Source organism: Alicyclobacillus tolerans, from assembly GCF_900142255.1.
GTDB lineage: Bacteria > Bacillota > Bacilli > Alicyclobacillales > Alicyclobacillaceae > Alicyclobacillus_I > Alicyclobacillus_I tolerans.
In genome coordinates this window covers 103136-116393 of sequence record NZ_FRAF01000010.1, presented here as the reverse complement: position 1 = coordinate 116393, position 13258 = coordinate 103136, and the positions used below count along the sequence as shown (strand labels likewise).

General features: G+C 41.0%; 12 protein-coding genes. 8 read left to right on the top strand and 4 right to left on the bottom strand.

Features of this window, described 5'->3' with window-relative positions; all coding sequences use genetic code 11:
* The coding region (locus BUA75_RS07325; protein ID WP_072873942.1) for a transposase at positions 1–273 on the bottom strand (273 nt) is incomplete at its 3' end.
* A 94-nt stretch (positions 274–367) separates the two neighbouring features.
* Here BUA75_RS07325 and BUA75_RS07320 point away from each other — a divergent pair.
* The 8 genes from BUA75_RS07320 to BUA75_RS07285 all read left to right on the top strand — a co-directional run bounded on the left by BUA75_RS07320 (position 368) and on the right by BUA75_RS07285 (position 9939).
* Entirely contained in the window at positions 368–1393 is a 1026-nt protein-coding gene (locus BUA75_RS07320; RefSeq protein ID WP_072873941.1) for a polyprenyl synthetase family protein, read from the top strand.
* A gap of 42 nt (positions 1394–1435) precedes the next feature.
* Positions 1436–2413, top strand: a complete 978-nt coding sequence (locus BUA75_RS07315) for a phytoene/squalene synthase family protein (RefSeq protein WP_207549725.1) — start codon at positions 1436–1438, stop codon at positions 2411–2413.
* On the top strand, positions 2410–3912 hold the full coding sequence (gene crtI, locus BUA75_RS07310) for a phytoene desaturase family protein (RefSeq protein WP_072873939.1): 1503 nt from the start codon (positions 2410–2412) through the stop codon (positions 3910–3912). The genes BUA75_RS07315 and crtI overlap by 4 nt, the downstream gene beginning before the upstream one ends.
* Positions 3913–3925: 13 nt before the next feature.
* The gene (locus BUA75_RS07305; RefSeq protein WP_165611972.1) at positions 3926–5239 is read left to right on the top strand and encodes a cytochrome P450; all 1314 of its coding nucleotides are present in this window, start codon (positions 3926–3928) and stop codon (positions 5237–5239) included.
* Positions 5236–6051, top strand: a complete 816-nt coding sequence (locus BUA75_RS07300) for a lycopene cyclase domain-containing protein (protein WP_072873938.1) — start codon at positions 5236–5238, stop codon at positions 6049–6051. The genes BUA75_RS07305 and BUA75_RS07300 overlap by 4 nt, the downstream gene beginning before the upstream one ends.
* Before the next feature lie 10 nt (positions 6052–6061).
* A complete protein-coding gene (locus BUA75_RS07295; protein ID WP_165611971.1) occupies positions 6062–6640 on the top strand; it encodes a glycerol-3-phosphate acyltransferase in 579 nt (192 codons plus the stop codon).
* Between the two features lie 14 nt (positions 6641–6654).
* Positions 6655–7824, top strand: a complete 1170-nt coding sequence (locus tag BUA75_RS07290; protein ID WP_072873937.1) for a glycosyltransferase family 2 protein — start codon at positions 6655–6657, stop codon at positions 7822–7824.
* 144 nt (positions 7825–7968) lie between these two features.
* Positions 7969–9939 carry an EAL domain-containing protein gene (locus tag BUA75_RS07285; protein ID WP_072873936.1) on the top strand — a complete coding sequence of 657 codons (1971 nt, stop codon included), beginning with the start codon at positions 7969–7971 and terminating at the stop codon, positions 9937–9939.
* A gap of 98 nt (positions 9940–10037) precedes the next feature.
* Here the strand turns inward: BUA75_RS07285 and BUA75_RS07280 are convergent, their stop codons facing one another.
* From BUA75_RS07280 to BUA75_RS07270, 3 genes are read right to left on the bottom strand one after another with little or no spacing between them, the layout of a single operon-like run.
* Positions 10038–11360, bottom strand: coding sequence for an ABC transporter substrate-binding protein (locus tag BUA75_RS07280; protein ID WP_083574166.1), 1323 nt, complete (start codon positions 11358–11360; stop codon positions 10038–10040).
* Between the two features lie 31 nt (positions 11361–11391).
* A complete protein-coding gene (locus BUA75_RS07275) occupies positions 11392–12279 on the bottom strand; it encodes a carbohydrate ABC transporter permease (RefSeq protein WP_083574165.1) in 888 nt (295 codons plus the stop codon).
* Positions 12258–13178 (bottom strand): carbohydrate ABC transporter permease, encoded by a 921-nt coding sequence (locus BUA75_RS07270; protein ID WP_242650271.1) that lies wholly within the window; start codon positions 13176–13178, stop codon positions 12258–12260. The genes BUA75_RS07275 and BUA75_RS07270 overlap by 22 nt, the downstream gene beginning before the upstream one ends.
* Between the last annotated feature and the right edge of the window lie 80 nt (positions 13179–13258).

The window sequence follows — 13258 nt, the reverse complement described above, 5'->3', positions numbered from 1 at the left end:
AATCTCCAGATCCTTGTCACCCAAGATCCTCTTGAGCTTGTCGTTCTCCGTCTCAAGCTCCTTGAACTCCGACGAGGAAGGGATGTAGCTGGCAACCTTCTTTGCCTCAGGGGCTGCGGACTGCCAATCCTGATGCTTGGATTTAGACATCCAGTTATAAACCACTTTTGGGACAATACCGTGGCGGCGCGCTACCTGGGCGGCATTTCCCACCTCACGCACCTCTTTAAGAATCTGTTCTTTAAATTCCAACGTATATCGTTTCCGTTGCATCAATAAATCCCCCCCACTGATAATTCAAGCTTAGTGGACAAGGGATGAAGACTCAAATCCAATTTCGGGGCTTAAGAGTGAGAAGGTGGAGTATATGCCTAAAACTGCAGCGTCCCTTGCCCAAATGCGAAAAGCAATCGACCAAACGCTATGGGTACTCACTAGTCGACTCGGCGAAAATCAATCTCAACTTTCTCAAATGACTCGATACCATTTAGGTTATGACAACAATGCCGGTGCGGGCTACAAATCAACAGATAGTTGGAGTAAACGGACACGTCCTATTCTCCTTTTATTAGTCTATGCCGCCCTGGTCAGTGAATGGGTGCCTGCTATCCCCGCAGCTGCCGCCATTGAATGCGTACACAGCTTCTCCCTCATTCATGACGATATCCAAGATGAATCGCCTATACGTCGAGGTCGTCCTGCAGTTTGGAACGTTTGGGGTGTTCATCGAGCCATAAATGCAGGCGATGCCTTATTTGCATTAGCATTCGAATCGTTAAATCTGCTACGCTCTGACTTTCCAGCAGAGAGCGTATTGGACATCTATGAAACATTATCAATGACATGTATCTCACTAAGCAACGGACAACAACTGGACATGGAATATGAACAAATTGACGATGTTACTTTGTCACAATACTTTAAATTAATAGAACTTAAAACCGGGACATTGTTTGGTCTTAGTTTTGAGATTTCCGCTATTCTCGCAGGTTGTAGTCCTGAAAAACGTTTGATCTTGCGAAAAGCCGGGAGAAAACTAGGAGTTCTTTTTCAAATCCAAGATGATTTTCGAGATCTTTTTGAAGTTGAAAGGAACCTTGGCAAACCAACTGGACAGGATGCACTGAGAAGGAAAAAAACTTTACCCGTATTACTGGGGCTTAAAGCACAAAAACATTTTTATTCACTTTGGAACTCAGAAGCTCTACAAAGCGAAATGACACAGTCCGATTGGCAGATAGCGCTTATGGAAGACGATATTTTAGAAGAATCTCTATCGATTCAACGAAACTTGCAAACAGAAATCCTCCAATATCTTGAACACGTAGAATGGAACGAACCATGGAAGAGTGAACTATTCCAATGTCTTTACAGATTGATGGAAATTCACTAAATCATACAAGAAATCCTGCGAGAGAAGGCGATTCGTCTCGTGTTGTCAGGGGTCCATTCCATTGAAAAATTGACAGATCGTGCAATTCAAGAAATTCAACAGATGCAGGTATACAAAGAAGATTACCTGTCTATCCAGGAAAGCGTAACTGATTTATCGCAGATCATCCAATCTAATAGTGTGACGTTTTCCCTAGCTGCCAAGGTTCTACCGCGCAGGAAACGTCAAGCCATCTATTCCTTCTATGCATTTTGCCGTACTGCTGACGATCTCGCTGATTTACATGATCTCTCAGGTAAAGAAACTCTATCCTGCTGGCTTGAGACGATTTCAAATCATTGTCCATCGGCTAAGCCACATCCAATTCTTGAAGAATGGCTTAGAACAAGTGCAGAATATCGAATTCCACTTACATTTAGTTCTGATCTTTTACAAACTTTATTGCAGGATTTTGTGCAGACTCGATATGAATCGTTTGATGATTTAATTCATTATTGTTACGGTGTGGCCTCCACAGTTGGCCTGATTTCCATGCACATCTTCGGATTTTCGAGTCTAAAGGCTGTTCAATACGCTATTGAACTTGGCATAGCTCTACAAATCACCAATATCTTGCGCGATGTACGTGAAGATTTCGAGCGAGGACGCATTTATTTACCGCAAGACGAACTGGCTCATTTCCAGATTGATGAAGCGGCAATCAATCGTCAGAAGGTATCAAGCAACTGGAGAAGCTTTATGCAATTTCAAATTGCGAGAAACCGTCAACTGTACAAATCCGCTTTGCCAGGTATTGCGTATCTCCATATGAGTGCACGTTTACCAGTTGCTCTTTCAGCAGTTTGGTATCGAGACATCCTTCGTGATATAGAGCGACATTCATACGATGTATTTTCTCGACGCTCTCACGCCTCATGGCGGCGCAAGTTGATCACGGCGACCGTCGAAGCTTTACCCTTAGTCGTCAGATACGCTGCAAAAATGGACAAGAACATCCACGAAGGGCGGTTAAATGTGTGAAGAAAAAAGTTGTCGCAGTCATTGGCAGTGGATTTGGCGGTTTGGCAACAGCCATTCGTCTGGCTTCACATGATTTGGAGGTTCATCTATTTGAAAAACATCCTGACCCAGGTGGACGAGCGCGCACATTTCATATGGACGAATTTCGATTTGATGGCGGACCTACAGTACTGACTGCTCCTTGGATGTTTGACGAATTATTCGAGCTGGCCAATCAAGAACGCAGTAAGAATATTACTTTTTTACCTGTCGATCCGTTTTACCATATCTTTGACTGGAATGGACGAAATTTTGTCTATAATGCCGATATCCCCTTTGTAATGGAGCAAATCAGAAAATTTCGCGCCAGTGATACCGACGGCTACCTGAACTTGCTTAAAGCTGCCGAACCCATGTTTGAAAAAGGTTTTCTTCAATTAGGTCAAGAACCTTTTCTGAAATTAAATACCATGTTAAGCATAGCACCGAATCTTTTACGATTGCGTGCTCATGAATCTGTCTATCGTTTTGTTTCAAGACATATTGAAGACAACTTTCTAAGAATGTGTTTCTCTTTCCACCCTCTTTTTATTGGCGGTAATCCGCTTCGAGTCTCTTCCATTTATACCATGATCCATCTTATCGAACGCGCTTGGGGTGTATGGTATCCAAAAGGTGGCATGGGACAACTCATCAATGCGCTCGTCCAACTCTTTCAGCAAATGGGCGGAAATATTCATTTCCAAACTGAAATACAGCGTATTACAACCCAACATGGTCGAGTCACCGGATTACTCTTAAAAAATGGGGAAAAATTCTCGGCAGATTATGTTGTCTCCAATGCCGATGTTCCTACCACATATTTGTCATTATTGGAAGACCGGGATCGAGCATGGAGACATCATCGCCTACGCTATGAACGATTTTCCAGATACAGTATGTCGCTTGTTGTATGGTATTTTGCGCTCAACAAAAAATTTACGAACAATCCACTAGGCCATCATAATATTGTTTTTGGTCCAAGATTTGGCGGCCTGATCCATGACATCTTTGTTTCTCATCGACTGGCTGAAGATTTTTCTATGTATATTCATCTGCCCACACGTACTGACCCCTCCATGGCTCCAGAAGCACATGAGACGATGTATGTGCTGGTTCCCGTTCCGAACCAGCTCTCCAACATTGACTGGTATGAAGCGTTGCCTAGATTAGAAGAACGCGTCACGCAAGTGATTGATCAACATTTTATGCCTGGATTGAAACGTCATATTGTCAAGCGGCGTGTGATTGATCCCAATTATTTTGAGCATGAACTGAACACCTATCTTGGAACGGGATTTTCACTTGAACCGCATCTGACTCAATCCGCTTGGTTTAGGCCGCATAACGCATCAGAAACCGTAAAAGGTTTATACCTAGTGGGAGCAGGAACCCATCCTGGCGCTGGTATTCCAGGAGTACTGCTGTCGGCCAAAATTGTACATAAGCTGATTCTTGATGATATTGAACAATCGAACTAAGGAGGTCAACAGAATGACCGATCATGAATGGGGCGATATTCCTTCCACACGTGATTTGCAAGCAAAATCCGGGCTTTTAGCGCTAAAATCTATGGTCAAGGCTCCCGGGTGTCCATTGGAAGGATTGCACACCATTCATACTTCCTTGGGACACGATATCTTTCGATTGCAAATTCCCAAATTTTCGACCGTAATTGTTGCCTCCCCAGAAAACGCCAAGCGCCTCTTGGTCACTGATGCTGTTTCTTTTACAACAAGAATGGAGACCGACCCAGTAACGAAACTTTTCGGAGACGGGTTGCTCGTCCTTGACGACCATAGACATGCAGAGGTCAAATCATTGCTAATGCAAGCGACACCAGAGTCTAAATTGGAATATTTTCTTCAAGAAACCGAGCGTTCTTTAGATAGAACGATTCAGAGTTGGATACGTTCTCAAACAATCAATGTCAACTCTGCAGTAAGGAAATACGCTTGGGAAACACTAGAAAATGTGTATTTTAACCATCAATTATCAGAAGAGGAAAAAAGAACTTACTTTCCACTACTTATGCAGGCTGTTCACTATATTGGCCCCGGATGGTGGTTGCTTTCCGGAAAATCTTCTCTGCCAAAATCGTTATTACGATTACGCCATCACCTTGAAACTTTAGCTCAACAAGCTGTAAAAGCTCCATCTGCCCCAGTCAAAGCAATTGATTTTCTCTCTCAATCCCTAACCGATGCATATGGTGAATCATTTGTCACTGATCAACTCATGACCTTGCTCATTGCTGGTCACGACACTGTGACCTCACTCTTGGCTTGGTCTATTGCACTGCTAGCGAAATTCCCAGAATGGCAGAAACGCATACGTAAGGAAATTTGCAACGAAATGGGAGATTCATTGGCTAATGTCCGTACTGCAAATCAATTACAATTTATAGATCAATTTATAAAAGAAGTGTTACGTCTTTATCCACCCATTCATTCTGGAATCCGCACCAAGCGGTGCCCAAGAACACAAGAGAGCACACAGAGCCTCCAAGAGCGTGTGATGTTGAGTTACTATTTGCTGCATCGGCATGAGAACTACTGGGAGCGTCCACTGGAGTTTGATCCCATGCGATGGCATGAACATTTTCGACCAACACCATACACCTATCTGCCCTTTGGAGCTGGCAGACGATTCTGCCCAGGAGCAACTTTTGCCAAACTGCAAGTCAAGTGGATGTTGGCTCGCTTGTTGCAACAAGCTTCCATCCAAGCAAATCGTCACATTCCGCGTCAAAAAATGCGAGCAGCTCTTGAGCCACAACGATTCGTCGTAGAGGTGTTTCCCATATGAGCTACCTTTCATTCCTGCTTACTTTTATTTTAAGTGCTAATATTTTGTTGTTTCTGTTGTTGCAGAAACGAAAGAGAGGAGCCAAGTATGATTCACCAATTCAGTGGAATCATCGAAATCGGCGATTATTATTCATCCTTCTCTTCATAATTATCATTCTCTACACAACCCCTTGGGATTCATTTCTCATTCACAAGGGCGTATGGAACTATCATCGCAATCAAGTGATAGGAATCACGGTCTATGGTGTGCCAATTGAAGAAATTACCTTCTATATTTTACAGACTATACTGATCTTACAGTGGTTTACGTTGATACAATTCAATATCCCTGTTTTACATCCTCAAATGTATTCCAAATGGAAAACACGATTAGCATCCATCATCATCTGGGTTTTTTGGTTTGGTATTGCGATCACGCTCTATTTTGTCTTGAATCACAGACTCTCGTCTCACCTTACATATCTATCCCTACTTGGCAGTTGGGCTCTTTTCCCGTTAGGAATTCAAATGCTATACAATGCTAAGCTTCTCTTGGCGAATAGCAAACTGCTCTTTTGGGTTATTTTCCCACCCACTCTCTACCTTTCGGTATGTGATAGTGTTGCTATTCACCAAGGGATCTGGTACTTTCATCAATCTCGTATTCTTGATTTAACTGTCTATGGTGTTCCTATTGAAGAAATCATTTTTTTTCTGTTGACCAATACTCTTGTTTCCTGGTCAGCCATTCTTGTCTGGCCCAAAGAAAAATCAATTCCTCCACGCAATGTAAAGATTCTTACAGCATTTTCAGATGCTCCACATAAATGAGGGGAAAAAATTGAAAGAGAATCTGCTTGCCCAAATCGTGTTGCTTGTAATCGGTGGTTTTTTTCTAGGTTCGTTACCTTGGTCAGTCTGGCTATCCAAGCTCAAATCTGCTGACCCCCGCTTGGTTGGTGATGGCAATCCAGGGACTTTTAATACATGGAAAGCTTCAGGAAAATGGATTGGAACAATTGTGTTATTACTGGATATAGCGAAAGGATATTTGCCCGCACATGTGGCTCAACTGGAACTCTCTTGGGGATGGTGGATCCCCTTTATTGCCAGTTCGCCGATTTATGGACATCGCTGGAGCCCATTCTTACGTGGTAAAGGAGGAATTGGTTTGGCTGCCTACATAGGTTTATGGTCGGCAGTGCCAGGGCCTTGGGCGTCTTTTGTACTGGGTGTATTGTTTTTGATATTTATCATGATCCTGCGTCAAGACAGATTCAAATCTGTTACCCTAGCCACCCTTTTATTCGCTCTTTATTTACTGTTTTCACCTCACGCATTGATTCTTTTGTCAACTTGGTGTTTGACAACACCGCTGCTTTGGTTTGGCTACAAACGGCCAAAAACTGTGTTAAATTGATCAAGGTGACTCTTATGACAGATAATCTGATGCTCGTCTACTACATCTGTATTGCAACTGTTACTTTGCTTAATACCTTCTTCTGGCCGCGCCTGACCTGCTCAAAGGACAAAGAAACTATCTTATCTTCCAAGACAAACTATTATCCTCATATGGATGTACTCATACCCGCTCGTAACGAAGAAAACAATATTCAAACATGTCTCCAGTCTCTATTGACTCAAACCTATACAAACTATTCGATTACAGTACTTGACGATAGATCCACAGATACGACTTCTGCTCTTGTCCAACAATTCATTCATCAATCTCCATCAGGAAAATTGAAGTTAATACATGGAAAACCACTTCCTTCTGGTTGGGTCGGAAAATCATGGGCATGTCAACAACTGGCCAACGCCAGTCATGCAGACATTCTTGTCTTTGTGGATGCCGATACCATCCATCAACCCACATTTCTTCAAGCCATGTCTGAAAAGTTTAGCAACCCCAAGATAGACCTCGTTTCCGTCTTTCCCTATCAAAAAACTCAAACCGTAGGCAGTGCCTGGCTACTATCCATGCTCGGATGGAGTCTACTTACTCACCTTCCTCTTTTTCTCATTGCCCGATCTCGATGGAGAGTCTTTTCTTCCTTTCCAATTGCCATTGGTCAAGTACTCGCTTTTCGTCGCCAGGCCTATGATGCCATAGGCGGACACTGTGCTGTCAAAACCGAGTGGGTAGAAGACATTGCGCTGGCTCGTCTAAGTGCGAAACTTGGCCTTAACCTTCTATTTCTCAACGGGATTTCTCAAACATCCTGTACCATGTATGAAAACGGGCAACAAGCATGGCTTGGATTCAGAAAAAATTGGAGTTTGATTGCCGGAAAACCTATGATTGCCCTTATCATTTGGATCTGGTTATCTATTAGTTTCACGTTACCTTACTTCTTGTTGATAACCTCGTGCGTATCGAACCTTGTTCAATCATCTATTCTTGTGGCTTTCGTTGGCATTGGAACAAGTGTACTAACTTGGATGTGTACTCGCCGAATCATTCAGATTCCTATTTGGATGGTTATTTTTTTCCCATTTCTCATCCTGACATCCCTATGTCTTTGTATCGATTCCGCCCATGCTATTCGTAAAGGAAAAATCATTTGGAAAGATAGAGAGATGAAGAGCAAGTATCCAGTTTGAAATTATAAAGTTGATGTTCTAATTGAAAACTGCTTTTCCTACATACCGGATCGGGCAAGATTGAATTTTGAATCTAATAGGTATATTTTTTATGTATAGTTATATTTTGTAGATTATTTTAAAAATGGAAACGAGGTAAATATGATGTCAACTTATTTTCGTTTTCCAAAATTAAAAATTGAAAGACTCATTCTTTTGCAAATTTCAGTTATGGTTCTATTTCTCGGCTTAATTGGTGGATGGATCATTCATCGAGGTGTTGAGATTGTCCAAGCCCAAAATCAATCCTACGCAGATGCTCAAACCATCGATACTTTAGAAAAAGTATTCAATCAAATCGTCACAGCAGAATCCAATCAACGCAGCTATCTTATTGCGAATAATCCCATTTATTTAAATTATTACCAACATTATTACAATCAAATTCAACCGATTCTACATTCTCTTAAACCAGCCTTATTATCCAATGGTTTATCTCTTTCGCAAGTGGATCATTTTGAGTCAATGATTCATTTAAAATTATCTTTTCTAAGTTCGGAAATACAGAATCAACAAAATGGATTTCATCAAAAAGTTTTACAAACTATACATCAAGAAAACCGTAAAATTCCATTAAATAATATTTATTCCATGATTCAAGTTATGCAAAAACCTTTTTTACATAACGAATCTAGTAATCGTATGTTAGCATCAGAATATTTAAAAAATAGCATTCTCTGGATTATTATTGCTGGATCACTTTTTCTTTTTTTTGCATGGTTAAGCTATATGCACATTTTAGAAAATCTACGGACCAGAGAACGCCTGAATGAAAAAATCAAACAAATTTCAAGTTTGGATGGACTGACCGGATTACTCAACCGTTCCACATTTCTTGAAAATGCAAACTCTATTTTAGAACAAAGTAAACAAGACAATGAAATGATTGGTATCTTATTTATAGACTTGGATGGTTTTAAAAATATCAACGATACCTATGGACATGCTACGGGTGATGAGGTTCTAAAGAAAGTCGCTTCTAATTTTCGAGAAGCTATTCGCTCTATGGATTATATTGGACGCTTTGGAGGCGATGAATTCGTTATCCTGGTACGCCACGCAGAAATAGAGGGCGAACTCATTACCATTGCTCAAAAAATTATGGACACATTTTCTGATCCATATTTGAAAAATATTTCCACAAAATTAAGTGCTAGTATTGGGATTTCCGTTTTCCCAAGAGATGGAGATCATTTGCAAACTTTGCTGTCTCACAGCGATCATGCTATGTATAGAGTCAAGCAAACGGGAGGCCATCGGGTTGAATTTTTTAGTTCAGCACTTAACGAGAATATTCGATATGAACAACAACTGAAAAACGATCTCTACGGTGCAATAGATAGAAATGAACTGGAAATTTATTATCAACCTATTATCCATGCATCCAGTCAAACTCTTTGTGGTTCAGAGGCATTAATTCGTTGGAATCGCGGAAATGGAGAATTGTTAACCCCCGGACAATTCCTTCATTTGGCAGAATCGTCAGGCTTATTATCCAGAATCACAATGCATGTCTTAGAAAAATCGATTACACAAACAAACATGTGGCTAAAACAACTAAGACATCCTTTTTTACTTTCAGTGAATTTGTCAGGACAAGATATTCGTGACATTGATTCTTTTTACAATTTCCTTGATAACCTACTAAAAGTCCATTCTTTTCCACCTCATATGCTTCAATTAGAAATTACGGAAAACGATTTGCTGAAAGGGGAGGCTGTAGAAGCATTACAAAAACTCCATTCTCTTGAAGTTCGTCTGGCCATTGATGATTTTGGCACAGGCTATTCTTCATTAGCTTATTTGCATCGCTTCCCTTTTGATCACATAAAAATTGATCGTAGTTTTATTCAAACGTTACCCCATAATGAATATCATGAGCGTTTGGTTCGCGCCATTATTACAATGGGAAAATTGCTAGGACTTACTGCTGTGGCCGAAGGAGTTGAAAGCGCAGAACAGGAGAAATTTTTAATTCATTGCGGTATTGAATACCTACAAGGTTATTACTATAACCCTCCCCTGTCCTCTAATCGTTTTCAAGAAACTTATATTCAACCTTTATATGAATCATAAGCAATAAGCATTGGATCAAAAAGCACTTCCATCCTATCTCAAAGAATGGAAGTGCTTTAAGTTTTCATGAATGAATTTTAGAATCCTTTGCAGGCTTTTTATTGTGCAATAGCTTGATTAGCTTTTTCTACATTCTGCTGTAAGGCTTGCATGACCGATTCATGCTTAACAAGCACATCATCAACCGCGTTCTGTTCATAATGCTGAAGTTCTAAATAAAGCGGAGTAGGTGGTGCTTGTACTGCGAACGATAACTCTGAAACCGGAACGTACGCATTGGGATGCTGGTGAAAGTAATTTTCCATGGTAGACGAGCTGAGTGCGGCCTTTAATACAGGTAAATATCCTGTATGCATACTCCAATACTCTGTTTGGCCCGGGGCTGTCATCCACTCCATAAAAGTCCAAGCAGCCTTCTTTTCAGCAGCCGGAGCTGCCGCTAGTATAGCCATATCCGCTCCTCCGGATGTTACAACCGGTTGCGTAACATAAGGCATTGGAATTGCTTTAAAGGTAACACCTGTTTGCCGAATTTGTCCCATATCTGCTGCAGATCCACAGTACATCGCCGTTTTTCCGTCTCCAAAATCAGCTATGGTTTCATCCCATCCATTCGCTGAAGCGTGATACTTAAGAGTTCCTTGCTGCTCCATTTGCTTCATAATTTTCAAAACTTTTGCTGCTTGGGGAGAATCAAAAGTCGCTTGAGTCATGCTGCTGTTCATTAATGTGCCTCCGGCAGAGAGCACGTTCTGTTCAAATGTCCACCAACCGCCTGCAGGTTCAAAGCCATACACTTTTTTGCCTGGTTTACTCAATTTCTTTGAAATGATCAAGGCATCCTGCTGGACTTGAGACCAAGTTTTGGGAGGGGTTAATATCCCAGCTTCACGAAACATGATAGGATTATAGTAAAAAGTTTGCACACTGCGATTAAAGGGCAATCCATAAACAGTTTGATCGTACATCGTATTATTGAGAATACCGGGTACAAAATCAGAAATTTTATCGTGTTGTGAATTTGTCATGTAAGTAGTTAAATTTTGCAAAGCTCCATTTGCAGCATAAGTCGGTAATGAATGAACTTCTACTTGTACCATATCTGGCACTTTGCCGGAAGCAATTGCTGCCAGTAATTTTTGTTGCAATGTACTGCTGGGATCTGAATAACTGCCTTCATATATTGCATTGACATGAATTTTAGGATGTGTTGCATTAAATTCACTGACCAAATGTTGTAGTACGCCGCCTAATTGCCCCGACATACCTTCCCAAAACGTTACTTGAACAGGTTGATTGTTTGATGCGTTTGAAGAGCTTGATGACTGATCTGTTGACTGGCTTGTACCACAACCTACAACCCCCATCGTCATAGTTGTACTGGCCAACAGAAAAAATCCCCATTTTGATAATTGTTTCAATGCTAATTCTCTCCTTTTCTCCAAAATCTATTTACTCTTTTATACCTGCAGAGGATATACCCTGAACCAAAAATCGTTGACCTACAAAAAAGATAAGCAGAACAGGTACAATTCCTATCAAAGTGCTCGCCATCAAGACATTCCACATTGTTCCACTTCCATCACTCGCTATTAAGTAAGACAAGCCTACTGGAAATGTGCGCATACTATTACTTTGTGTAACAATAAGCGGCCAAAAGAAATCGTTGTAATGAAATACAAAATTGAGAAACGCTATTGAGAGTAGAGCGGATTTATTGAGAGGCAAGATAATCCGCATAAAAATCCAAAAATGCTCTGCCCCATCTATTTGTGCAGCATCGAGAATTACCTGTGGTACCTGACGGAACGACTGAATCAACCAAAACGTGGCAAATGCCGATCCGATAAAAGGAACAATTAAAGCCTGATAAGTATCTATCCATCCCAGATGTTTCATTATCAAAAAAACTGGGATAAATGTAACTTGTCCAGGTATCATCAGAGTCACTAGTAGGACCCAATAAACCAGACGTCTTCCACTGAAGGAAATGCGGGCGATAGCATAGGCAGCAAGCGACGAGGTCATCAGTTGCCCGATGACAATAGCAACGGATACCAGTAGAGAATTGATTAAATACCTTGCAAAGTAAGGCTGCTCCCATGCCAGAAAAAAATTTCTCCACTCCGGGTGAAAAGGAAACCATTGTGGTGGAAAAGACAAAACAAGACGATTGGGCAGCAAGGAAATTACAACCATCCACCAAAAAGGAGCAAAGAATACAATGGCCAATACCCCTGTAATCACTATTCTCCAGGACGATGAATAGCGAGCGGTACGACTCGTTTTTTTTGGCCATACAGTCTCACGCAAAGTCATCACATCTGATGGTGTACCCATTTGCTCTCCCCTCGAAATTGCAGATAAGTCAAGCCAAGCAAAAACAAGAACAAAAAGATGGACATAGCCGAAGCGATTCCTATATGAAAAAACTCAAATCCTTGCTCGAACAAGTCATATACAAGTGTGGTTGTGCTATCGGCCGGTCCACCTTCCGTAAGTACATAAATTTGATCAAAGGATAAAAATGAGAAGATGAACGAAACGGTTACAACAAAAAAAGTCGTAGGAGAAATCATAGGCAAAGTGATTTTCCAAAAAATTAAAAACGGAGTAGAACCATCTACTGCAGCGGCTTCATAAAGACTGTCAGGCACATTTTGCAGTCCATGGAGAAAGAGAATTGCGAAATATCCTGTAAATTGCCATACATAAAGCAACACAATCACCCATAAAGCCTCGTGATAATTACTGAGCCAGCCTTGTGGAGGCAATCCAAACAATCGGAAAATAGCATTCATTAAACCATCGCTGGAACTAAAAAATCTGAACCAAACGACTGCACTCGCAACTGTTGGAACAACATACGGCATAAAAAATATTGTTCGAAATAGACGAACGCCATGAAACGTTTTATTCATACACACTGCTATGAAAAGAGCGAATGGGACTGTTATGCCTGTTGTACCAATTAAATACAGCAACGTCCGAAACACGGATTGCCAAAAACTCGAATCCTGAAGAATCAGTTGATAATTATGAAAACCAACCCATTTCTTTACAGGATCGATAAGATTCCACTGTAAAAAAGAGAGATATAGAACATAGAGAATAGCCCCTACCCCAAAAAGACTTACAAAAAACGTTGTAGGCAATACAAATAACCAACCTGTCAATTCTCTTTTCCATCGGTAAGGAAACTGAAAACGATGTTTCTTCTCTCTGCCCGTTGACCCCACCAAGGACAAACTTCTCCATCTCCTTTTATTTTTAAATTAAGCTGATATCTCTTCTCATCCCCCTCTGTCAGGATCATGCC

What these genes read in the sequence shown, in the direction of transcription:
- BUA75_RS07320 (WP_072873941.1), top strand. Translation starts at nt 368, where the DNA reads ATGCCTAAAACTGCAGCGTCCCTTGCCCAAATGCGAAAAGCAATCGAC.
- BUA75_RS07275 (WP_083574165.1), bottom strand. Translation starts at nt 12,279, where the DNA reads ATGGGTACACCATCAGATGTGATGACTTTGCGTGAGACTGTATGGCCA.
- BUA75_RS07305 (WP_165611972.1), top strand. Translation starts at nt 3,926, where the DNA reads ATGACCGATCATGAATGGGGCGATATTCCTTCCACACGTGATTTGCAA.
- BUA75_RS07290 (WP_072873937.1), top strand. Translation starts at nt 6,655, where the DNA reads ATGACAGATAATCTGATGCTCGTCTACTACATCTGTATTGCAACTGTT.
- BUA75_RS07285 (WP_072873936.1), top strand. Translation starts at nt 7,969, where the DNA reads ATGTCAACTTATTTTCGTTTTCCAAAATTAAAAATTGAAAGACTCATT.
- BUA75_RS07300 (WP_072873938.1), top strand. Translation starts at nt 5,236, where the DNA reads ATGAGCTACCTTTCATTCCTGCTTACTTTTATTTTAAGTGCTAATATT.